At 71.2% G+C, this 21,965-nt stretch carries 21 protein-coding genes and 1 riboswitch; of the genes, 9 read left to right on the top strand and 12 right to left on the bottom strand.

Annotated elements, in window-relative coordinates:
• Positions 1 to 17: 17 nt before the first annotated feature.
• A riboswitch (cobalamin riboswitch) is annotated at positions 18 to 149 on the bottom strand.
• 44 nt (positions 150 to 193) lie between these two features.
• The 4 genes from AB0D48_RS09490 to AB0D48_RS09505 all read right to left on the bottom strand — a co-directional run bounded on the left by AB0D48_RS09490 (position 194) and on the right by AB0D48_RS09505 (position 4,089).
• Positions 194 to 691: a GNAT family N-acetyltransferase gene (locus AB0D48_RS09490; protein ID WP_362392709.1), complete on the bottom strand. Its 498-nt coding sequence runs from the start codon at positions 689 to 691 to the stop codon at positions 194 to 196.
• Between the two features lie 67 nt (positions 692 to 758).
• Positions 759 to 965, bottom strand: a complete 207-nt coding sequence (locus tag AB0D48_RS09495; RefSeq protein ID WP_362393059.1) for a YbdD/YjiX family protein — start codon at positions 963 to 965, stop codon at positions 759 to 761.
• 32 nt (positions 966 to 997) lie between these two features.
• Positions 998 to 3,220, bottom strand: a complete 2,223-nt coding sequence (locus AB0D48_RS09500) for a carbon starvation CstA family protein (RefSeq protein WP_362392712.1) — start codon at positions 3,218 to 3,220, stop codon at positions 998 to 1,000.
• A gap of 104 nt (positions 3,221 to 3,324) precedes the next feature.
• Entirely contained in the window at positions 3,325 to 4,089 is a 765-nt protein-coding gene (locus AB0D48_RS09505) for a GntR family transcriptional regulator (RefSeq protein ID WP_362393062.1), read from the bottom strand.
• A 293-nt stretch (positions 4,090 to 4,382) separates the two neighbouring features.
• Here AB0D48_RS09505 and AB0D48_RS09510 point away from each other — a divergent pair, with 293 nt between their 5' ends.
• The 4 genes from AB0D48_RS09510 to AB0D48_RS09525 all read left to right on the top strand — a co-directional run bounded on the left by AB0D48_RS09510 (position 4,383) and on the right by AB0D48_RS09525 (position 9,218).
• Positions 4,383 to 5,666, top strand: coding sequence for an extracellular solute-binding protein (locus AB0D48_RS09510; protein WP_362392715.1), 1,284 nt, complete (start codon positions 4,383 to 4,385; stop codon positions 5,664 to 5,666).
• 126 nt (positions 5,667 to 5,792) lie between these two features.
• Positions 5,793 to 6,812 carry a sugar ABC transporter permease gene (locus tag AB0D48_RS09515; RefSeq protein WP_362392718.1) on the top strand — a complete coding sequence of 340 codons (1,020 nt, stop codon included), beginning with the start codon at positions 5,793 to 5,795 and terminating at the stop codon, positions 6,810 to 6,812.
• Between the two features lie 116 nt (positions 6,813 to 6,928).
• Entirely contained in the window at positions 6,929 to 7,708 is a 780-nt protein-coding gene (locus tag AB0D48_RS09520; protein WP_362393065.1) for a carbohydrate ABC transporter permease, read from the top strand.
• A 7-nt stretch (positions 7,709 to 7,715) separates the two neighbouring features.
• Positions 7,716 to 9,218 carry a glycoside hydrolase family 3 protein gene (locus AB0D48_RS09525; protein WP_362392721.1) on the top strand — a complete coding sequence of 501 codons (1,503 nt, stop codon included), beginning with the start codon at positions 7,716 to 7,718 and terminating at the stop codon, positions 9,216 to 9,218.
• Between the two features lie 627 nt (positions 9,219 to 9,845).
• Here the strand turns inward: AB0D48_RS09525 and nagB are convergent.
• Entirely contained in the window at positions 9,846 to 10,631 is a 786-nt protein-coding gene (gene nagB / locus AB0D48_RS09530) for a glucosamine-6-phosphate deaminase (protein WP_362392724.1), read from the bottom strand.
• Between the two features lie 256 nt (positions 10,632 to 10,887).
• A complete protein-coding gene (locus AB0D48_RS09535) occupies positions 10,888 to 11,649 on the bottom strand; it encodes an SDR family oxidoreductase (RefSeq protein ID WP_362392727.1) in 762 nt (253 codons plus the stop codon).
• Positions 11,650 to 11,733: 84 nt separating this feature from the next.
• Here AB0D48_RS09535 and AB0D48_RS09540 point away from each other — a divergent pair, with 84 nt between their 5' ends.
• Together AB0D48_RS09540 and AB0D48_RS09545 are read left to right on the top strand one after the other, a co-directional pair.
• Positions 11,734 to 12,339, top strand: a complete 606-nt coding sequence (locus AB0D48_RS09540; protein ID WP_362392730.1) for a TetR/AcrR family transcriptional regulator — start codon at positions 11,734 to 11,736, stop codon at positions 12,337 to 12,339.
• Positions 12,340 to 12,725: 386 nt separating this feature from the next.
• On the top strand, positions 12,726 to 14,195 hold the full coding sequence (locus tag AB0D48_RS09545) for a PAS domain-containing sensor histidine kinase (RefSeq protein ID WP_362393068.1): 1,470 nt from the start codon (positions 12,726 to 12,728) through the stop codon (positions 14,193 to 14,195).
• A 157-nt stretch (positions 14,196 to 14,352) separates the two neighbouring features.
• On the opposite strand, the gene AB0D48_RS09550 is transcribed toward AB0D48_RS09545, so the two are convergent.
• On the bottom strand, positions 14,353 to 14,610 hold the full coding sequence (locus AB0D48_RS09550; protein WP_003953983.1) for a WhiB family transcriptional regulator: 258 nt from the start codon (positions 14,608 to 14,610) through the stop codon (positions 14,353 to 14,355).
• A 318-nt stretch (positions 14,611 to 14,928) separates the two neighbouring features.
• Positions 14,929 to 15,894 carry a diacylglycerol kinase family protein gene (locus AB0D48_RS09555; protein ID WP_362392733.1) on the bottom strand — a complete coding sequence of 322 codons (966 nt, stop codon included), beginning with the start codon at positions 15,892 to 15,894 and terminating at the stop codon, positions 14,929 to 14,931.
• Positions 15,895 to 15,979: 85 nt separating this feature from the next.
• Here AB0D48_RS09555 and AB0D48_RS09560 point away from each other — a divergent pair, with 85 nt between their 5' ends.
• Positions 15,980 to 16,450, top strand: coding sequence for a hypothetical protein (locus AB0D48_RS09560; RefSeq protein ID WP_362392736.1), 471 nt, complete (start codon positions 15,980 to 15,982; stop codon positions 16,448 to 16,450).
• Between the two features lie 60 nt (positions 16,451 to 16,510).
• Here the strand turns inward: AB0D48_RS09560 and AB0D48_RS09565 are convergent, their stop codons facing one another.
• From AB0D48_RS09565 to AB0D48_RS09575, 3 genes are all read right to left on the bottom strand, one after another.
• Positions 16,511 to 17,545 (bottom strand): SigB/SigF/SigG family RNA polymerase sigma factor, encoded by a 1,035-nt coding sequence (locus AB0D48_RS09565; protein WP_362392739.1) that lies wholly within the window; start codon positions 17,543 to 17,545, stop codon positions 16,511 to 16,513.
• Entirely contained in the window at positions 17,542 to 17,955 is a 414-nt protein-coding gene (locus AB0D48_RS09570) for an anti-sigma regulatory factor (protein WP_362392742.1), read from the bottom strand. Before AB0D48_RS09570 ends, AB0D48_RS09565 begins: the two co-directional genes overlap by 4 nt.
• 204 nt (positions 17,956 to 18,159) lie before the next feature.
• Positions 18,160 to 18,420 carry a UBP-type zinc finger domain-containing protein gene (locus AB0D48_RS09575; RefSeq protein WP_362392745.1) on the bottom strand — a complete coding sequence of 87 codons (261 nt, stop codon included), beginning with the start codon at positions 18,418 to 18,420 and terminating at the stop codon, positions 18,160 to 18,162.
• A 64-nt stretch (positions 18,421 to 18,484) separates the two neighbouring features.
• Here AB0D48_RS09575 and AB0D48_RS09580 point away from each other — a divergent pair, with 64 nt between their 5' ends.
• Together AB0D48_RS09580 and AB0D48_RS09585 are read left to right on the top strand one after the other, a co-directional pair.
• Entirely contained in the window at positions 18,485 to 20,065 is a 1,581-nt protein-coding gene (locus AB0D48_RS09580; RefSeq protein ID WP_362392748.1) for a Na+/H+ antiporter, read from the top strand.
• A gap of 102 nt (positions 20,066 to 20,167) precedes the next feature.
• The gene (locus tag AB0D48_RS09585; RefSeq protein ID WP_362392751.1) at positions 20,168 to 21,079 is read left to right on the top strand and encodes a hypothetical protein; all 912 of its coding nucleotides are present in this window, start codon (positions 20,168 to 20,170) and stop codon (positions 21,077 to 21,079) included.
• Here the strand turns inward: AB0D48_RS09585 and AB0D48_RS09590 are convergent.
• Positions 21,063 to 21,956 carry a pyridoxal-phosphate dependent enzyme gene (locus AB0D48_RS09590; protein ID WP_362392754.1) on the bottom strand — a complete coding sequence of 298 codons (894 nt, stop codon included), beginning with the start codon at positions 21,954 to 21,956 and terminating at the stop codon, positions 21,063 to 21,065. The two genes, AB0D48_RS09585 and AB0D48_RS09590, sit on opposite strands and share 17 nt — an antisense overlap.
• Between the last annotated feature and the right edge of the window lie 9 nt (positions 21,957 to 21,965).

Below are 21,965 nucleotides of genomic sequence, written 5' to 3' on the forward strand. Positions count from 1 at the left end.
TCGGCACCCGGTTCGGTCGAGCCGGGCGCGCTGTCGGCAGGTCCTCGGACTCGCGGATGCACCGATCGGTGCACTTCATACCGTTGCGGGACAGTTCCGGATTCGCACCGGATTCCCCTGCGGCGACAGCAGGCATGAGCATACATGTGGGGGCGGTCGGATGCGGCAGCCCCCACATGTTGTGTCCACGCGGCTACAGCTTCAACTCGTAAGTGAGCAGCCTCAAGCCCTCGATCGGCGCCCAGTCCCGCTCGGGCGTGCGTACGAAACCCAGCCGCGCGTAGATCCGGTGGGCGCCGGCCATGCTGTGCTGGGTGGAGAGCACCAGTCCCGTCACGCCCTCGATGGCCCGGGCCCGCTCGACACACGCCCGCACCAGCGCCTCGCCGGCGCCCTGCCCGCGCGCCTCGTGGGCCACGGCGAGCATCCGGAACTCGGCCTCGTCCGGGCCGGCGATGTCGGCCAGCGGGCTGCCGGGCGCGGCGAAGGTCACTCCGCCCAGGACCCGGCCGTCCTGTTCGGCGACCAGCACTTCGGCCTGGGCGGCGCGGCCGGCCACGTCGCGCAGCACGTGCAGGTACTCGTCGTCCTCGTTGAAGTCCAGGTGCCCGTCGGCGAGGTAGGCCCGGGCGGTGATCTCGCCCAGGTCCGCGTAGTCGGCGGGCCGCACCGGCCTGATCGTGATGTCCATGCCGTCGAGTGTGCCGCAGGCGTGCCGAAGGGCCCCACCCGTTTCGGGCGGGGCCCCTCGGCTGCCCTCAGCAGCAGCGGAAGCCCTCGCGGGGGTCCGCCTCGCGCGCGTCCGTACGGGCCCGCTCGAACTCCCGGCGCGTCGGGACCGGCGCGTCCGGGTCGTGGGAGCGGGCGTGGGCCACGTACCGGTCGTACGCCGCTTCGCCCGAGAACTCCCGTACGTAGAACCGGACCCGCGCCAGCGCGCCGCGCAGGCCCGCACGGCCGCTCATGACGCTGCTCACGAGGCCGCTCATGACGCCGCTCATGAGGACAGCGGCTCCTTGACCCGGCCGCCGCCCGAGTCGAGGCCGGAAGCGGCGAGCTCCGCCCTCTCCTCGGCGGTCGGGATCAGCCCCGCCGGGGCGATGATCTTCGACTCGGTCCACGGGACCTCGGAGAGCTTCACGGACTCCGGGCTGCTGATGGCCTTGAAGCAGGTCCGGGCCGCGTCCGCCAGCACGATGACGATCAGGATCGCGAACAGCGCCGACAGCGCACCGTCCACCGTGGCGTTGGTGACGACGGTGTGCATGTCGCCCATGTTCTTGGCGGGAGGCAGGACCTTGCCCGCGTCGATGCCGGTCTGGTACTTGTCGCGCTGCGCGAAGAACCCGATCTTCACGTCGTCCGAGAAGATCTTCTGGTAGCTCGCGGTGAGCGTGACGGCCACGTCCCACGCCAGCGGAACACCGGTGACCCAGGCCCACTTCAGCCGGCCGGACTTGACCAGCAGCGTGGTGCAGACGGCCAGGGCGACCGCCGCGAGCAGCTGGTTCGCGATGCCGAACAACGGGAAGAGCTGGTTGATGCCGCCCAGCGGGTCCTTGACGCCGACCCACAGGAAGTAGCCCCAGCCGCCGACGACGATCGCGCTCGCCAGCCAGACGCCCGGCTTCCAGCTCACGTTCCGGAAGGACTTGTGCACGTTGCCGAGGGTGTCCTGGAGCATGAACCGGCCGACGCGGGTGCCCGCGTCTACCGTCGTCAGGATGAACAACGCCTCGAACATGATGGCGAAGTGGTACCAGAAGGCCTTCATCCCGGCGCCGCCGATGACGGCCGAGAAGATCTCCGACATTCCGAGTGCGAATGTCGGCGCGCCGCCCGTGCGGGACAGCAGGCTGGTCTCCTCGACGTCCTTCGCGGCCTGCGCGAGGGCGTCCGGGGAGATGGCGAAGCCGAAGTTGGTCACCGCCGCCGAGGCGGTCTCGACCGTGGTGCCGATGACTCCGCCGGGGGAGTTCACGGCGAAGAACAGACCGGGATCGATGATCGAGGCGGCGATCATCGCCATGACGGCGACGAAGGACTCGGTCAGCATCGCGCCGTAGCCGATGACCCGGACCTGGGTCTCCTTCTGGATCATCTTCGGGGTGGTGCCCGAGGAGACCAGCGAGTGGAAGCCGGACAGGGCCCCGCAGGCGATGGTGATGAAGACGAACGGGAACATCGAGCCGGCGAAGACCGGGCCGTCGCCGCGGGTCGCGAAGTCGGTGACCGCGGGCATCTTCAGGGTCGGCATCGCGATGACCACGCCGAGGGCGAGCAGCGCGATGGTGCCGACCTTCATGAAGGTGGAGAGGTAGTCGCGGGGCGCGAGCAGCATCCACACCGGCAGCACCGAGGCGACGAAGCCGTACACGACCATCCAGACGACCAGCGTCTCCTTCTCCAGCGTGAAGGTGGAGGCGAAGGAGGACTCGGCGACCCAGCCGCCCGCCACGATGGCGAGCAGCAGCAGCGCGACGCCTATGGCGGAGACCTCGGTGACCCGGCCCGGCCGCAGCACGCGCAGGTAGAAGCCCATGAAGAGGGCGATCGGGAGGGTCATGCCGATGGAGAAGACGCCCCACGGGGAGTGCGCCAGCGCGTTCACGATGACGAGTGCGAGCACGGCCAGCAGGATGATCATGATCGCGAACACGGCGACCAGGGCGGCGGCACCGCCCACGGGGCCGATCTCGTCCCGGGCCATCTGGCCGAGCGAGCGGCCGTCGCGGCGGGTGGAGAAGAACAGCGTGACCATGTCCTGGACGGCGCCCGCGAAGATGACGCCCGCGACGATCCAGATGGTGCCCGGCAGATAGCCCATCTGGGCGGCGAGCACGGGTCCGACGAGCGGTCCGGCGCCGGCGACGGCCGCGAAGTGGTGGCCGAAGAGGACCCGCCGGTCGGTGGGGTGGAAGTCGACACCGTTGTCGAGGCGTTCGGCGGGGGTGGCCCGCGTCTTGTCCACCTTCAGCACGCGGTGCGCGATGAACCGGGAGTAGAACCGGTAGCCGATCGCGTACGAGCCCAGCGCGGCCGCGAGCAGCCAGGCGGCCGAGATTTCCTCGCCGCGCGAGAGGGCGAGCACGGCCCAGCCGAGGGCGCCGACGAGACCGACGAGCACCCACACGGCGATGGACCTCGGCGAAGGCGAGCCCGGAGTGCCGCCCGGACTCGCCACGTCCCGTTCTGTACCAGTAGCTTGCGGTTCCGGCATGGCTCTCGTCCCCTCGTCGATCACTGCGTGAGCGCAGGGAATCTACGGGGGAATGCCCGGTGAACGTAAGACCCCGTCCGTATTCCGGTATAGGGGAACGGGTGCTAGACCGCAGGTCGCTTGAGCCTGGCCACGAACTTGTACCGGTCGCCGCGGTACACCGACCGCACCCATTCCACCGGCTCGCCGTCCGCGTCCAGGGAGTGCCGGGAGAGCATCAGCATCGGCAGCCCGACGTCGGTGCCGAGCAGGCCGGCCTCGCGCGGCGTGGCCAGCGAGGTCTCGATGGTCTCCTCGGCCTCGGCGAGATGGACGTCGTACACCTCGGCGAGTGCGGTGTAGAGGGAGGTGTACTTCACGAGTGAACGGCGCAGGGCGGGGAAACGCTTGGCCGAGAGGTGGGTGGTCTCGATGGCCATCGGCTCGCCGCTGGCCAGCCGCAGGCGCTCGATGCGCAGGACCCGTCCGCCGGTGTTGATCTTGAGCAGTCCGGCGAGGGTGTCGTCGGCGGTCACGTAGCCGATGTCGAGGAGCTGGGAGGTCGGTTCCAGTCCCTGGGCGCGCATGTCCTCGGTGTACGAGGTGAGTTGGAGCGCCTGGGAGACCTTGGGCTTGGCGACGAAGGTCCCCTTGCCCTGGATGCGTTCCAGTCGTCCCTCGACGACGAGTTCCTGGAGGGCCTGGCGGACGGTGGTCCGCGAGGTGTCGAACTCGGCCGCGAGCGTGCGTTCCGGCGGCACGGGCGTGCCGGGGGGCAGCGTTTCGGTCATGTCGAGCAAGTGCCGCTTGAGTCGGTAGTACTTGGGTACGCGCGCCGTGCGGGTGGCCGCCCCGCCTTCCGGCTCCGTGATCGCCCCTTCGGTGGCCATCGCCGCCCGCCTTCCCGACTCCAGTTTCGCTGCCGTCACCGGCTCCTCCGATATGTGCGGTCACATCGTGACACGTAAGGGGGGACAGGCCTTCTCTCTCCCCAGGTGTCGGTCCGATAACGGACCGAGCACCCGCTCATTAGACCCTTGACACCCCTAAAGGTCTAGGCCAAGCTCCAGCTACTGGTCTAAACCAATAATGGATCAGATCCCGGCCCCACGGGCAGTACTTGGTACGTACGTCACCGCGGCGGGCGAGGGAAGTTGCAGGCAGCATCCCTGAGGAGGGTGGCGTGAAGCGCAAGCTCATCGCGGCGGTCAGTGTCGCGGGCATGATGGCCGGAGTCGCGGCGTGCGGCAACGGCGGCGACGACAAGGGCAAGACCGACGCGGGTGGCGCCAAGGAGATCACCGTCTGGGTGATGGACGGCTCCGCGCCGAAGGCCTGGATCGACGAGGTCAACAAGGAGTTCTCGGCCAAGCACCCCGGTGTCACGGTCAAGGTCGAGGAGCAGAAGTGGACCGGCATTCAGGAGAAGGTCACCACCGCCCTCTCCGAGAACACCCCTCCGGACGTGCTTGAGCTCGGCAACACCCAGACCGCCGGCTACGCGGTCACCGGCGGCCTCGCCGACCTGACGAAGGACAAGGCCAAGCTCGGCGCCGACGCCTGGCAGAAGAGCATGCTCGCCTCGGCCGAGGTCGACGGCAAGCTCTACTCCGCCCCGTGGTACGCCGCCAACCGCGTCGTCATCTACGACAAGAAGGCCTTCGAGAAGGCCGGCGTCACCCCGCCGAAGACCCGCGACGAGTGGATCGCCGGTCTGGAGAAGCTGAAGGCGGCCGACCCGGCCTCGCAGCCGATCTACCTGCCCGGCCAGAGCTGGTACGTCCTCGCGGGCCTCATCTGGGACGAGGGCGGCGACCTGGCCGTCAAGGACGGCGGCAAGTGGAAGGGCGGGCTCGGCACTCCGCAGGCCGCCTCCGCGATGGAGTTCTACAAGAAGCTCCAGTCCTTCTCCACCGCCCCCAAGGACAAGGACGAGGCCAACCCGCAGCAGTCCACCGACATCGTGCCCAAGGGCGGCGTCTCGTCCTGGATCGGCCTCGGCTGGGAGGCCGGCGGCGCTGAGAAGGCCCTGAAGGAGGCGGGCAAGGAAGCCGACTTCGGCTACTTCCCGATCCCGGGCAAGACCGCCGACAAGACCAGCACCGTCTTCCTCGGCGGCTCGAACCTCGCGGTCGCCGAGCGCTCCAAGAACAAGGAGCTCGCCAAGGAGTGGCTGGCCCTCGCCGCCGGCAAGGACCAGATGACCAAGTACGCCGCCGAGACCAAGGGCGCGCTGCTCCCGAACCAGGCCGGCGCGAACTTCACCCCCGACGCGGGCTCCTTCGCCGAGGCCATGGGCAAGGCCGGCGTCAACGGCAAGATCACCCCGGTCACCCCGGGCTGGGCGAACGTCGAGACCGAGCCGAACCCCGTCAAGGAGTTCATGACCAAGGTCCTCAAGGGTGAGGACGCCGCCAAGGCGGGCGCGGACGCGGACAAGGAAATCGCGAGCCGCATCAACAAGTAGTCCCACCCCGCAGTACCCGCACTACCCAGCAGTGTGAACGCACCGGGGGGTGCGGCAGGCGCCCAGCCGCCTGCCGTGCCCCCGGTCGCGCATTTGACTCCACAGTCAACCGCGAGGAAGCCAGACATGACCGTGCATTCCCAGGGAGCGATGACCAGCGCTCCAGAGGACGCACCACTGAAGTCCGCCGGGCGGCCCGAGCGGCCCACCACCGCAACCGGCCCCCGTCATACGCCTCCTCGCGGGGGCAGAAAGCCGCTCCCCTCGGGGTGGCTGCCCTATCTGCTGGTCGGGCCGGCCGTGCTCGCCCTCGCGACGCTCCTGCTGTACCCGCTGGTCAAGAACGTGATCCTGTCCTTCCAGGACATCAACAAGATCGAGTTCATCCAGCGGAAGTACCCGTTCACGGGGCTCGACAACTACACCGAGCTGCTCGGTGACGCGAACTTCTGGACCGTCGTCGTACGGAGCTTCGCCTTCACCCTGGCCAACGTGGCGCTGATCATGACGCTCGGCAGCCTCATCGGCATCCTGCTGAACAGGCTCGGCAAGAAGATGCGCCTGGTCCTGTCGATGGCGCTGGTGATGGCCTGGGCCATGCCGATCGTCGCCTCCGTGCAGGTCTTCAAGTGGCTGTTCGACGAGCAGTTCGGCGTCATGAACTGGGTCATGCGCACCGCCGGCTTCGCCGGCTACGACCAGCACAACTGGATGGAGACCGGCCTCTCCACCCTCGTGATCGTCACGATCCTGGTGGTCTGGGGCTCCATCCCCTTCGTGGCCCTCAACATGTACGCCGGCCTCACCACGGTCAGCGCCGAGCTGTACGAAGCCGCCCGGATGGACGGGGCCAACGGCTGGCAGACCTTCTGGAAGATCGTCTTCCCGAACCTCAAGCCCTTCTTCCTCATCACCACGTTCCTCGAGGTGATCTGGGTCTTCAAGGCCTTCACCCAGGTCTACGCGATGAACAAGGGCGGCCCCGACCGCGCCTCCGAGATCCTGCCGGTCTTCGCCTACGTCGAGGGCCAGAGCCAGGCCCACTACGGCCTCGCCGCCGCGATCTCCGTCCTGACGATCCTGATCCTCGTGATCGTCATGTCCTTCTACTTCCGCCTGATCCTGAAGCAGGAGGAGGAGCAGTGAGCACGACCACCGCCCCGAAGGCCGCCGCCCCGACGCGCGGGCAGCAGCCCGGCCAGAAGCTCCGCACGCGCCGGCCGGTCCGCCCCGGAGCCGTCGCCAAGAACCTCGGCGCGCTCCTGCTGGCCCTCGTCTTCGTCTTCCCCGTGTACTGGATGTTCTCCTCGGCGCTCAAGCCGTCCAGCGAGATCCTCACCAAGGACCCGGTCTTCGTCTTCACCCCGACGCTGGACAACTTCACCAAGGCCACCGGGGTCGCCAACTTCTGGACCTACGTCACCAACAGCGTCCTGGTCACCGTCGGCGCCGTCCTGCTGGCCCTTCTCGTCGCCCTCGCCGCGAGCTTCGCCATCGCCCGTATGAAGTTCAAGGGCCGCAAGGGCCTCGTCCTCGCCGTGATGATGGCCCAGATGGCCCCCTGGGAGGTCATGGTCATCGCGATGTACATGATCGCCCGCGACGCCGAGGTCCTGAACAGCCTCCCGCTGCTCACCGCGATCTACTTCGTGATGGTCCTCCCCTTCACCATCTGGACCCTTCGCGGCTTCATAGCCGCCGTCCCGGTGACCCTGGAGGAGGCCGCCCAGATCGACGGCTGCACCCGCGGCCAGGCCTTCCGCAAGGTGATCTTCCCGCTGCTGGCCCCCGGTCTGATGTCCACCTCGCTCTTCGGCTTCATCACCGCATGGAACGAGTTCGCGATGGTCCTGATCCTGAACAAGGACAAGACCGCGCAGACCCTGCCGCTCTGGCTGACCGAGTTCCAGAGCGCCTTCGGCAACGACTGGGGCGCCACCATGGCCGCGTCCTCGCTGTTCGCGGTCCCGGTCCTGCTGATCTTCGTCTTCCTCCAGCGCAAGGCCGTCGGCGGCATGACCGCCGGGGCCGTGAAGGGATAACGGCCCCATGACTGTCCTTGCGCACCGCTCCACTGCGTCCGATGCGAACGACGCCGTGACGAGGGACGCCCTCGCGGTCCTCCAGCCCGGCTTCGAAGGCACCACCGCCCCCTCGTGGCTGCTGCGCCAGGTCGGCGAAGGCCTCACCGCCGTCGGCCTCTTCGGCCGCAACATCGCCTCGCCCGAGCAGCTCGCCGCGCTGACCGCGCAGCTGCGTACCGAGCGCGACGACGTCCTGGTCGCCATCGACGAGGAGGGCGGCGACGTCACCCGCCTGGAGGTCCGGGGCGGCTCGTCCTTCCCCGGCAACCTGGCCCTCGGCACCGTCGACGACACCGCCCTGACCCGGGACGTCGCGCGCGAACTGGGCCGGCGCCTCGCCGAGTGCGGGGTCAATCTCAACTGGGCCCCGTCCGCGGACGTGAACTCCAACCCGGACAACCCGGTGATCGGCGTACGGTCCTTCGGCGCCGACACCGACCTGACGGCCCGGCACACCGCCGCGTACGTGGAAGGCCTCCAGGCCGCCGGCGTCGCCGCGTGCACCAAGCACTTCCCCGGCCACGGCGACACCAACGTCGACTCGCACCACGCGCTGCCGCGCATCGACGTGGACCTGGACACCCTCCAGGCCCGCGAACTCGTCCCCTTCAGGGCGGCCATCGAGGCTGGTACGAAGGCCGTGATGAGCGCGCACATCCTGGTGCCCGCCCTCGACCCGACCCGCCCGGCCACCCTCAGCCCGCAGATCCTGACCGGTCTGCTGCGCAAGGAACTCGGCTACGAGGGGCTGATCGTCACCGACGGCATGGAGATGAACGCCATCGCCGGGACGTACGGGATCGAGCGCGGCTCGGTCCTGGCCATCGCGGCCGGCGCCGACGCGATCTGCGTCGGCGGGGGCCTCGCCGACGAGGCGACCGTGCTGCGGCTGCGCGACGCGCTCGTCGCGGCCGTACACGAGGGCTCGCTCCCGGAGGAGCGGCTCGCCGAAGCCGCTGCCCGCGTCCGCGCGCTGGCCGCGTGGACCCGCCGGGCCCGGCCGGACGCGCGGCCGGAGGGGAGCCGCGCGTCCGGCATCGGCTTGACGGCTGCCCGCCGGGCGCTGGTGATCACCGGCTCGATCACCCCGCTGTCCGCGCCGTACGTGGCCACGCTCGCGCCCGTCGCGAACATCGCGGTGGGCGAGGAGACCCCGTGGGGCGTGGCCGGGGCACTGGCCTCGCTGCTGCCGGGCACGGAGGCGGGCGTGTACCTGGAGGGCGCCTCGGCCGCGGACATCCTGACGGCGGCGGGGGACCGGCGAACGGTGGTCGCGGTGGTGCGCGACGCGCACCGGCATCCGTGGATGACGGCGGCCCTGGACGCGCTGGTCGCTGCGCGGCCGGACACGGTCGTGGTCGAGATGGGCCTCCCGCAGGCGGCGCCGCGCGGTGCGCTGCACATCGCGACGCACGGCGCCTCCCCGGTCTGCGGCCGGGCCGCCGCCGAACTCCTGGCGGGCCGCTAGCCCCCGGCCCCGCCCGCGCCTCGAGCGCCGGCGGGGCTGTGTCGGTGCGCCCAGCTACCGCTGGGAGACGCCCCCAGGCGGGACTGCACGGCGCGGCGCCGCTGCCGGGGGCCGGCCCCCGGGTCCCTGCGCCTCAAGCGGGCGGGGCTGAAGAGGGTGGCTCCGCCCCGGGTCCCTGCGCCTCAAGCGGGCGGGGCTGAAGAGGGTGGCTCCGCCCCCGGGTCCCCGCGTCTCAAGCCGGCGGAGCTGGAGGTGGGGGCTTCGCCCCTGGGCACCCACGCCTCAACGCCGGGGCTGGGTTGCCCGGAGGGCAATTCCAGCCCGCCCGGCGTTTGAGGGCGTGCCCGGGCCGGAGGCGCGGAGTCCGGGGCGGAGCCGTACCTTCGAGCCCGCCCGGCGTTTGAGGGCGTGCCCGGGCCGGAGGCGCGGAGTCCGGGGCGGAGCCGTACCTTCGAGGCCGCCCGGCGATTGAGGGCGTACCCGGCCGGAGCCCCATCTTCAGCCCCGCCGGCGATTGAGGCGCGGGGTCCGGGCCCGGAGTCCGGGGCTTCGAGCGGCTCGGGCGGCAGCGCGAAGGGCCGGGGTCCCCGCGAGGGGGAGCCCGGCCCTTCGGCGGTGGGGGTGCGGCTACAGGCCCTGCCAGACGGGCTTGTTGGCGTAGGTGTGACGGAAGTACTCGGCCAGCTTCAGCTTCGACGCGGCGGCCTCGTCGACGACGACGGTCGCATGCGGATGCAGCTGCAGCGCAGAGGCCGGCACCAGCGCCGACAGCGGTCCCTCGACCGTCTGCGCGACGGCCTCGGCCTTGCCCTCGCCCGTGGCCAGCAGGACCAGGTGGCGGGCGTCGAGGATGGTGCCGATGCCCTGGGTGATGACGTGGTGCGGCACCTGGTCCATGTCGTTGTCGAAGAACCGCGCGTTGTCCACGCGGGTCTGCTTCGTCAGCGTCTTGATCCGGGTGCGGGAGGCCAGCGAGGAGCAGGGCTCGTTGAAGCCGATGTGGCCGTCCGTGCCGATGCCCAGCAGCTGGAGGTCGACGCCACCGGCCGCGGCCAGGGCCTGGTCGTAGGCCGCGCAGGCGGCGACGATGTCCGCCGCCGAGCCGTCGGGGCCCATGAACGAGGCCTCGGACAGGCCGAGCGGCTCGACGACCTCGCGCAGTACGACGGCCCGGTAGGACTCCGGGTGCCCGGCAGGCAGGCCCACATACTCGTCGAGCTGGCAGATCCGCGCCTTGGAGGCGTCGACCTGCCCCGCCTTCACCTTGGCGGCGAGGGCCTCGTAGATGGGCAGCGGGGTGGAGCCGGTCGCCACCCCGAGCAGGGCGTCGGGCTTGCGGCGGACCAAGGCGGCCATGGCCTCCGCGATGAGCTCGCCGCCTGCCTTGGCGTCCGGGACGATGACAACTTCCACGCGGGGCCTGCCGATCTGGAGTGGGTGATGTGGTATAGACCAATCTAGCAGAGGTGGCCGCCCGTGGCGGGGGTTCCGCCGTTATCCATGGTGATCCGGATCCCTGCGCCCGGCCTCTCGGACGCCAGGGCCCCGGGGGGCGTCGACCCTCCCACCGCCGCCCCGCCGCCCCGCCGCCCCGCCGCCCCGCCGCCCCGCCGCCCCGCCGCCCCGCCGCCCGCCGCCCCGCCGAACGGCTCCGAACGGCTCCGAACGGCTAGAGCAGCGCGAGCTGGAGACCCCCCGTGGCGTCCAGGTGCTGCCCCGTCATCCAGCGGGAGTCCGGCGAGGCCAGGAAGGCCACCACGTCGGCGACCTCCCGCGCAGTGCCGACCCGGTGGAACACCGAACGGGCGGCCAGGTGGGCCCGGGTGCCGGGGTCCGCGAGCAGACCCGCGTTCAGGTCGGTCTCGATGATGCCGGGGCCCACCGAGTTCACCGTGATCCCGCGCGGGGCCAGCTCGGCGGCCAGCGACCGGGTCAGCGCGTTCGCCGCGCCCTTGGCCATGATCGTGGCCAGGATGGCCGGCAGGGCGAGGTCCGGGGTGCCGGTCACGTTCACGATCCGGCCCCCGTCCCGCAGCCGGGCCAGCCCGTGCTGGATCACGAAGAACGGCGCCTTGGCGTTGAGCGCGTGGACCCGGTCGTACGTCTCCTCGTCCGTGTCCGAGATTCCGGCGAAGGTCGCGCCCCCCGCGTTGTTGACCAGGATGTCCACGCCGTCGGTGTGCGCCGGGTGTGCCCCGTACGCCGCCCACAGGGCCTGCGCGTCGCCCGGGACCCCGAGTTCGGACCCTATGGCGAAGGCCAGTCCGCCGGCCGCCTCGATGGCGGACACGGTCTCCTTCGCCGCGGCCTCGTTGCGGCCGTAGTGCACCGCGACCAACGCCCCGTCCCGCGCCAGCCGCTCCGCCACGGCCCGCCCGATGCCCCGGCTGCCGCCCGTGACCAGGGCCGTCTTCCCCTTGAGCACGCCCATGACGCGCCCCCCTCCATTATTTGCTAGTGATCGCTACAGAAAGGAACGTATCAGATTCCCTAACGCCCGCTATAGAATCTGGGCATGGTGACCGGACAGCGCGGCAGACCCCGTTCCTTCGACCGCGACGCCGCCCTGGACAAGGCCATGCTCGCCTTCTGGGAGCGCGGCTACGAGGCGACCTCCATCGCCGACCTGACCGCCTCGCTCGGGATCGGCGCGCCCAGCCTCTACGCGGCCTTCGGGGACAAGCGCAAGCTCTTCGACGAGGTCGTCGTGGTGTACGGGGGCCGCTACGGGGACTTCGCGAACGTGGCGCTGGCCGAGGAGCCCACCGCGCGGGCGGCGGTCGGCCGCATCCTGCGCGAGGCCGCCGAGGTCTACACCGACCCGGCCCATCCGCGCGGCTGCCTGGTGATCAGCGCGGCTGCCAACACGACCTCGGACGAGGTGGCCGGGGCCCTGCGCGAGCGGCGCAACGCGAATCTGGAGCTGTTCGAGAGCCGGATCCGGGCCGACATGGCGACCGGGGTACTGCCCGCCGACACGGACGCCCGGGCGCTGGCCCGGTACGCCGGAGCCGTGCTTCAGGGGATGTCCCAGCAGTCGCGCGACGGGGCGAGCCGGGAGGAGCTGGAGGCGGTTGCGGCGCGGGCCCTGCTGGCCTGGCCCGAGGAGCTCCGCCGGTGAGCCGGCCGGGCTGACCGCTCGCGAAAACGAAAAGGCCCCAGAAATTCCTCTGGGCCACGGTGCAGGACGGGACCCTCAACCCGTCCGGCACCGTAGCCCGGAGTACTTACGGCCGACGGGTGTGCGGTTCCCGCGGCCGGTGGGAGGTGCCGGCGCAGTCAGGGCAGAGTGCGCGGCTTACCTCGATCCGTCCTCCTGTGCGGGGAGGGCGGAAGCTATACACAATTGTGGACTAGACCATTCTGTTCTGTCCATCCAATGACGGGCCGTGGAATCCCGTCAGTTCCTCCAACAGTACGCGGCCATCGGCCCTCCTGGATACTCCTGGGTATTCCCGTGGGGAAAGTCATGCCGCGTACCCGGGGTACGCTCGCAACGTGCCCTCCATGAACGACCTCGTACGCCAGCACACCGCTCTCAGTGAAACCGAACTGGAGTGGCTCCACCTGCTGGTCTCGGAGTGGCAACTGCTCTCCGACCTGTCCTTCGCCGACCTCGTGCTGTGGGTGCCCACCCTCGACGGCACCCGATACGTCTCGGTCGCCCAGATGCGCCCGAACACCGGCCCCACGTCGTACCAGGACGACATGGTCGGCCACCTGGTTCCGCGCGGCCGCCGCCCGCTGCTCGACGCCGCGCTCGACGAGGGCCGGATCGTGCGCGAGGGGGACCCGGAGTGGCGCGAGGAGGTGCCGGTGCGCGTCGAGTCCATCCCCGTGCGCCGCGAGGGCCGGGTGCTGGGCGTGATCGCCCGCAACACCAACCTGCTCACTGTGCGTACACCCAGCCGGCTGGAGCTCACCTACCTCCAGTCCGCCTCCGACCTCGCCCAGATGATCGCGGCGGGCTCCTTCCCGTTCCCCGGCCAGCAGGTCGACATGGACGCCTCCCCGCGCGTCGGGGACGGCCTGATCCGGCTCGACGCCGACGGCGTGGTCACCTACGCCTCCCCGAACGCGCTCTCCGCGTACCACCGGCTCGGCCTCGCCTCCGACCTGGTCGGCCAGGACCTGGGCACCACCACCGCCGAACTCGCCCCCTCCCGCGGTCCGGTGGACGAGGCACTGGTCAAGCTCGCCAGCGGCTGGGCTCCGAGGGAGACCGAGGTCGAGGGCAACGGCGGGGTCATCCAGCTGCGCGCCATCCCGCTCAAGCCCAAGGGGGTCCGGATCGGCTCGCTGGTGCTCTGCCGCGACGTCACCGAACTGCGCCGTCGCGAACGTGAACTGATCACCAAGGACGCCACCATCCGGGAGATCCACCACCGGGTGAAGAACAACCTCCAGACCGTGGCCGCGCTGCTCAGGCTCCAGGCCCGCCGGATGGATTCCGAGACCGGCCGCGAGGCGCTCAACGAGGCCGTGCGCCGGGTCGGTTCGATCGCGATCGTGCACGAGACGCTGTCTCAGAACCTCGACGAGCGCGTCGAGTTCGACGAGATCGCCGACCGGGTGATCGCGATGGTCTCCGAAATCTCGCCGGGCAAGGTCGCCTGCCGGCGCACCGGCCGGTTCGGGATCCTGGACGCCGAGGTCGCCACCCCGCTGTCGATGGTGCTGACCGAGATCCTGCAGAACGCCCTGGAGCACGCCTTCACCCAGGGGGAGCGGGGCACGGTGGAGGTGGCCGCGACCCGCACCGGGACCGGCCGCACCGACGGGCGACTGCTGATCACCGTGCTCGACGACGGCAGCGGTCTGCCCGAGGGGTTCGACCCCCAGCGGGCCGGCAACCTCGGGCTGCAGATCGTACGGACCCTCGTGGAGGGTGAACTCGGCGGCACGTTCGACATGCTCCGGGCGCAGCCGCGCGGGACCAAGGTCGTCCTCGACATTCCGTCCAGCTCGCAGAAGTAGCGGCGGGGGCGTCACTCAGCGTGACGCCCTCGACCGGGCGTGCACCCCGGACAGCACTGAGCCCCGGACCGAATGGTTCTCGGTCCGGGGCTCAAGAGCACGTTGCTGAGCGCTTATACGGTTCTACGCGCTGCGCGTCGAGGCTCGAAAGTCGTTGTCAGGCGCTGGCGTTGCGCGCCCGGTTGCGAGCGGCGCGGCGCTTCATCGCGCGGCGCTCGTCCTCGCTGAGACCGCCCCAGACACCGGAGTCCTGACCGGACTCCAGCGCCCACTGCAGGCACTGCTCCATGACGGGGCAGCGGCGGCAGACGGCCTTGGCTTCCTCGATCTGCAGCAGCGCAGGACCGGTGTTGCCGATGGGGAAGAACAGCTCGGGGTCTTCCTCACGACAAACGGCGTTGTGACGCCAGTCCATGGCTGCTACCTCTCTTGTGTGACATGCACGTTGCTTGTGAATGTGAACGCTTTCACGAATCCCCCCGTGAGGGAAGGGCCGACGCCCAGTCGCCCGGTGCGGTCCAGAGATTCGTTGGGGGGTTCTGGCGGTCTGTGTGGGTGCCGGTTCTGCGGGCTGTCCCGATCGCCATGTAGAGATTCGCAAACCTCGGACGGGGATACAACCCCTTCCGGAAAGTTTTTTTTGATTCGTCGGTGTCTACTAGGTCACAGCCCTACATCGTGGGGGTGGACCAGCGTGTAAACGTTCGAGTGAAAGGACTTCGGGCCCTTCCGCTCACACAATCACACGCAGTGCACGGCGTACGCCTGTGAACCGAACGCTGGTGCGCAGGCCGAGGTGGTCTCCGTCCATCTGGAACGGAAGGGGAACCTTCGAATGCAAGGTGAAGTCCGTCAGATCGTGCAGAGACACCGCGTGCTTGCCGTGCGGACCTCGCTCAGGAGTCGAGGTCAGGAGCTGTGTCGCGTAGCGCGCGACCGCCGGAGTTGACAAACGGTTGAGAGCCAATACGTCAAGTGCGGTATCGAACGACGCCTCCGGAGAGGCGTAAAGCGGGCGATTCCCCAGATACGTCCAGGGGGAGGTGTTGCAGACTATCGAGAGCACCAGGTCCGTCACCGGATCCGCGCCGGGGCGCTCCAGTGTGACCGTCCCGTGCCGGCGGTTCGGTTCCTCCAGGAACTGCCGCATCAGCTGTCGTACATACAGGGCGTGCGTCGAACGCTTGCCGCGCTCGCGCTGCTGCTCGACCCGCCCCACTACGCCCGCGTCGAAACCGAAGCCCGCGCAGAAGGTGAACCAGCGCGCCGGGACCGACTCGTCCTCCGTGCCCGGGGTGCCCGCCGCCAGACCCAGGCCCACCGTCCGTTCGCGCCGCTCCCGCAGCGCGTCGAGCAGGGCGCCGGTCGCCTCGACCGCGTCGTTGGGCAGACCGAGGGCGCGGGCGAACACATTGGTGGAGCCGCCGGGCACCACGGCCAGCCGGGGCAGCCGCTCCGGATCGGGCCCGTCGTGCAGCAGCCCGTTGACCACCTCGTTGACCGTGCCGTCGCCGCCGAGGGCGACGACGAGGTCGAGTCCCTCGTGTGCAGCCCTGCGGCCCAGGTCCCGGGCGTGGCCCCGGTATTCGGTGGTGACCGCCTCCAGCTTCATTTCGCTGGCCAGGGCGTGGGTCAGGACGTCACGCGTGCGCGCACTGGTGGTCGTCGCTGCTGGGTTGGCCACGAGAAGTGCACGCATGAGCGCCAGCCTACCCACCCCCTCGGAGGCGGACCCTACTGCCCGTCCCCTCCGGCCTCCGGGGGCCCGCGGCTACCCTGCTGGGGTGAGCAAGAAGCAGCCCCCGAAAGCCGCCGCCCCCGCCGTGTCCGCCGAGACTCCCGCCGCCGCCGGGCGCGCCGCGCTGCCCCGCCGGCTGACCGCCGCCGCCGTGCTGACGGCGCTGGAAGGTCTGGCGCTGGCCGGCCTCGGCGTCTACATGCTGTTCGTGGGCATCGCCGGCGACCCCGACTCCCCGCAGCAGGCTGAGACGGGCGGCATCACGCTGCTCGCGCTCGCCGCGCTGCCGCTGATCGCGGCCCGCGGGCTGCGCCTGGGCCGCCGCTGGAGCCGCGGCCCGGCCCTGATCACCCAGCTGATGGCGCTGCCGGTGGCCTGGACCCTCTACTCCACGGGCGGCGCGATGATCGCGGCCGCCGGGGCCCTGGCCGTGACCGCGGTGGCCGTCGTGGTCCTGCTGGTGAACCCGACGGCGACCGAGGCGCTCGGAATCGGGCCTCGCGAAGAGGCCCGATAACCGCTGCGGCCGTTGTTTCTCGGCCCGGTTGTTTCTCGGCCCGGCTGCTCCTCGGGCCGGCTACTCCTCGACGAGGAGCTTCTCCCGGAGCTGGGCCAGGGTGCGGGCCAGCAGCCGGGAGACGTGCATCTGGGAGATGCCGACCTCCTGTGCGATCTGTGACTGGGTCATGTTGCCGAAGAACCGCAGCAGCAGGATCCGCTTCTCCCGCGGCGGCAGCCCCTCCAGCAGCGGCTTGAGGGACTCGCGGTACTCGACGCCCTCCAGGGCCTCGTCCTCCGCGCCCAGGGTGTCCGCGACCGCCGGCGACTCGTCGTCGGTGTCCGGGACGTCCAGCGAGAGCGTGCTGTAGGCATTGGCCGACTCCAGCCCCTCCAGCACCTCCTCCTCGGAGATCCCGAGCCGCTCCGCCAGCTCGTGCACCGTGGGCGAGCGGCCGTGCTGCTGGGACAGCTCGGCCGTGGCCGTCGTCAGCGAGAGCCGCAGCTCCTGCAGGCGCCGGGGTACGCGGACCGCCCAGCCCTTGTCGCGGAAGTGGCGCTTGATCTCCCCGACCACCGTGGGCGTGGCGTACGTGGAGAACTCGACCCCGCGGTCCGGGTCGAACCGGTCCACGGACTTGATCAGCCCGATCGTCGCGACCTGCGTCAGGTCGTCGAGCGGTTCGCCGCGGTTGCGGAAGCGCCGCGCCAGGTGCTCGACGAGCGGCAGGTGCATCCGTACGAGCCGGTTGCGCAGCTCCGCCTTCTCCGGCGAGCCGTCGGGCAGCGCCCGCAGCTCGATGAACAGGGCCCGCGCGCCACTGCGGTCGCGCGGATCCGGCAGCGCCGGCGTCACCGGGAACACCGGCACCGGAGCCACCAGGGGCTCCGCCGGTGCCACCGGAACCGCCGGGGCCTCCGGTGGCTGTGGTTGGTCGTGCTGGTTCTCGCTCATAGGGCCCGCCCGTCGCTCCGCCGAGTCCAAAAAGCCGTCTTCCGCATCCGCGTCAGCCGGGTGCGGCCGGGCGTGCTGCTGCTCCGGGATGCCGCCGTCGACCTCGTGCCGTACCCGGGGCCGATCCCCGCCCCGCACCGGGATCTCCCCGCCGCTCACGCCGGGCCTGGTCCCGCGCCGCGCTGTTTGTAGAGACTGATGCTCACCGTCCGGTCCTCCTCGACCGCCGACTCGACCTTGCCGGCCAGCGCCGACAGTACGGTCCAGGCGAACGTGTCGCGCTCCGGCGCACGTCCGTCCGTGGTCGGCGCCGAGACGGTCACCTCCAGCGAGTCGTCCACCAGCCGGAAGACGCAGCTGAGGACGGAGCCGGGCACGGCCTGCTGGAGCAGGATCGCGCAGGCCTCGTCCACCGCGATGCGGAGGTCCTCGATCTCGTCGAGAGTGAAGTCCAAACGTGCCGCGAGGCCGGCCGTGGCCGTCCGCAGCACCGACAGGTAGGCACCCGCAGCGGGCAGCCGGACTTCCACGAAGTCCTGGGTCCCGGGCTCGCCTGCGATCTGGGACACCCTCACCTCCAAGGTGGTACGAGCTGTGTTCGCCGGTGACGCTATCGCGATCCGGGCGATCGTGTCGCGGCACCCCTCGTGGCGCCCGCGGGGGACACCCCTTCCCACGGCCAGTGACTGATGGTAAGCCCACGGGTACGCACAGTGGCTAGGGGTCTGCGGGCTCAAATCTGGGGAACCGGCGGAGGGTTGACCTACCCCGACTCAGACGATCGAACCGTCGACAAAACACCACCGCCAGATCTCGCCCGGTTCGAAGCTCCGCATCACGGGATGGCCGGTCTGCTCGTGGTGCGCGGTGGCGTGCCGGTGGGGCGAGGAGTCGCAGCAGGCCACGTACCCGCACTCCAGGCACATCCGCAGTTGCACGGGGTGGCTGCCGAGCGCCAGACATTCGGGGCAGGTCTGGTCAGACGGGACCGGCTCGGGGCGCGGCAGTTCGGCAACATGGGTGCACTCGCTCATGATGGCCAGCGTACGGCCAGGGTGCGGTTGCGCGATGGCTCCGACGACACGGATGGGATCTTCGATGGAGGTCTTGCCGCTGGTGGCACTGGTCGCGGGGAGCGCGGTCGTCGCGGGGGCGGCCCGCCGGACCCCGGTCCCGGCGCCGCTGCTGCTGGTCGCCGCCGGGCTCCTGGCCGGGTACCTGCCGGGGGTGCCCGCCTACACCCTCGACCCGCACATCGTCCTGCCGCTGCTGCTCCCGCCGCTGCTGTACACGGCCGCCGTGGACAGCTCGTACCTGGACCTGCGGACGAACATCCGGCCGATCGCGCTGTTGTCGGTGGGCTACGTGCTCTTCGCGACGATCGCCGTGGGGTACGCGGCCTACCTCGTGGTGCCGGGACTCTCGCTGCCGGTCGCGCTGGTCCTGGGCGCGGTGATCGCGCCGCCGGACGCGGTCGCCGCCACCGCGATCGCCCGCAAGCTCCGGCTGCCGAACCGGATCACCACCATCCTGCAGGGCGAGTCCCTGGTGAACGACGCCACCGCGATCACCGCATACAAGGTGGCCCTGGCGGCGGCGGTCGGGGTGAGCGCCGGCTGGGCGGGCGGCATCGCGGAGTTCCTGCTGGCCTCGGTGGGCGGGATCGGCGTCGGCCTGCTGCTGATGGTGCCGATCCACCAGCTGCGCACGCGGCTGAAGGAGCCCCTGCTCCAGAACACCCTCTCGCTGCTCATCCCCTTCGTGGCGTACGCGGCGGCGGAGCGGGTGCACGCCTCCGGGGTGCTCGCCGTGGTCGTCGTGGCGCTGTACCTCGGACACCGCAACTGGCAGGTCGACTTCGCCACCCGGCTCCAGGAGGGAGCCGTGTGGAAGATGATCGCCTTCGTGCTGGAGTCGGTGGTCTTCGCGCTGATCGGACTCCAGCTGCCGGTGGTCCTCAAGGGGCTCGGGGAGTACGAGGGCCTCCACGCGGCCTGGTACGCGGTCGTGGTGTTCCTCGCGGTGGTGGTGGCCCGGTTCCTGTGGGTGTTCCCGGCGACCTTCATGCCGCGGTGGGTGTCGGAACGGATCCGCGAGCGGGAGCCGGAGACCAACTGGAAGGCCCCAGTGATCGTGGGGTGGGCCGGGATGCGGGGCGTGGTCTCGCTGGCCATCGCCTTCTCCGTGCCGATGTCGGTGCCGCACCGGAACCTGATCCTGTTCCTCACCTTCACGACGGTCATCGGGACACTGGTGGTCCAGGGGCTGACGCTGCCGCCGCTGATCAGGCTGCTGAAGCTGCCGCCGCGCGACGCGCAGGCCGACACACTGGCGGAGGCGCAGGCGCAGAGCGAGGCCTCGCGGGCGGCGGAGGAGCGGCTGGCGGAGCTGCTGGAGGAACCGGAGAACAGCACGCTGCCGCCGCCGCTGGCGGACCGGCTGCGGACGGTGCTGGAGCGGCGGCGCAACGCGGTGTGGGAGCGGCTGGGCGAGGTCAATCCGCTGACGGGGGAGTCGGCGGACGACATCTACCGGCGGCTGGCGCGGGAGATGATCGAGGCGGAGCGGGAGGTCTTCGTGTCCCTGCGCGACCGCCGCCGGATCGACGACGAGATGCTGCGGGCGCTGCTGCGCCGCCTGGACCTGGAGGAGGCGGCGGCCTACCGCGAGGAGGCCTGACCCCGGCCGGGCCCGGCGTCGCGCCCGGCGTCCCCAACCCCGGGGAGCAGGATCGGCCCGCGGACGGACGTCGTCGGCCGGGGCGGCCGCGAGGCTCGTCCCATGACGCTCACTTCTGCTGCTGCTTGTGGATTCTGGGCCGCCGGTACGGGCTTCCTCGCCCTCGGGGCCGGACTGCTGGGGGCGGGCCCCCCGCTGCTCGCGTGGGGCCTGGCCGGGGCGGCCGCGGTGGCCGGGGTGGGGCTGGCCACGCGGCGGCGGGCGCTGCTGTGGGTGGCCTGCGGGCTGTCCGCGGCCGCGGGGTTCAGCCTGCTGATGGACGTGGTGGGGCTGCTGTTCGTGCAAGGGGTTGACGACCCCGCGGCGGCGGTGCTGCACGGGCTCGGCCTGCTGGGGGCGGTGCTGCCGGCGGGCGCCGCACGGCCCCGCAGGACCGGACCCGTGGTGGCGCGGGCGCCGGCTGCGGCTTCCCGGCGGGTGCACCTCGCCGCGTACGGCGGGGCGCTCGCCTTCGTGCCGTACGCGGTGATGAAGCTGACGTGGGCACTGGGCGGCACCTTCGCGGGGACCGGCGGAGCGGAGATGCTGGCCGCGTACGAGCGCAACGGGGCCTCCAGGCTCTGGCTCACCCTGGCGCGCTGGGGGCTGGACGCCACGGTGCTCCTGGCCGCGCTCGGGGTCTTCCTGCTCTTCGGCCTGGTCAGGCCCTGGGGGCAGGTCTTCCCGCGGTGGACCCTGCGCCTGCGCGGCCGCCGCGTGCCGCGCCGGCTGCCGCTCGGGCCCGCCCTGATCGGCGTGGGCACGCTGGTGCAGTACGGCCTGTTCGGCGTCGGCCATCTGATGCTGGCCTCGTCCGGGGCGGTGCGTGTCCGGGCGGGCGATTTCCACTCCACGGCGGACGCGGTGCTGGTCGGCTGGATCGGCTTCTCGGCCTTCGCCGGGTACGGGCCGGCCCTGCTGGTGGCGGCGCGTTCCTACTGGCTGCGGACGCGCCCGGTCACGGCCGGCCCGTGACGACCGCGGCCAGGACGGTGCCGCGCGGGAAGGCGCCGCAGGCGGTGAGTTCGGCGAGGGCCCAGAGCAGCTTGGCCACGTAGATCCGCTCGACCGGAAGGCCGTGGCGGGACTCGAAGTCGGCGGCGAAGGCGTCGAGGGCGGCCGGGACGCGGGCGTAGCCGCCGTGGTGGAAGCCCTCGGCCAGGGTCCAGTCGCCGGCCGGGCCATCGAAGGCCTGGTGCTGGAGGGAACGTATCTCCGCTTGCAGGAACCCGCCCGCCAGGACCGGCACGCCGAGCGCCCGCTGCCCGGGCTCCAGCCCGGCGGCCAGCCCCGCCAGGGTGCCGCCCGTCCCGCAGGCCACCGCGACCACGTCGGCCCGCCCGCGCAGCTCCCGGCCGAGCTCGGCGCAACCCGCCAGGGCGAGGCCGTTGCTGCCGCCTTCCGGCACGACGTACGCCGCCTGCGCACCGGCCCCGTCCAGCAGGCGGTCCAGCGTCCGCGGCTCGGCCTTGCGGCGGTAGTCGGCCCGGGACACGAAGTGCAGCCGCATGCCGTCCGCCACGCACCGGGCGAGGGAGTCGTTGAGCGGCCGCCCGGCCAGCTCGTCGCCGCGTACGACGCCGACCGTGCGCAGCCCGAGCAGCCGCCCGGCGGCCGCCGTGGCCCGCAGGTGGTTGGAGTACGCCCCGCCGAAGGTGACGAGCGTGTCGTGCCCGGCCGCCACGGCGGCCCGCAGATTCGGCGCGAGCTTGCGCCACTTGTTCCCGGGCAGCTCGGGGTGCACCAGATCGTCCCGCTTGAGCAGCAGCCGGACCCCGTACGCGGTGAACCGGTCGTCCGCCGCCTCGACGAGCGGGGACGGCGGACGCGGGCGCAGTTCGGGGTGGGTCACCAGGCCATT

Origin of the sequence: Streptomyces sp. NPDC048269, assembly GCF_040652395.1 — a bacterium.
Taxonomy (GTDB): domain Bacteria; phylum Actinomycetota; class Actinomycetes; order Streptomycetales; family Streptomycetaceae; genus Streptomyces.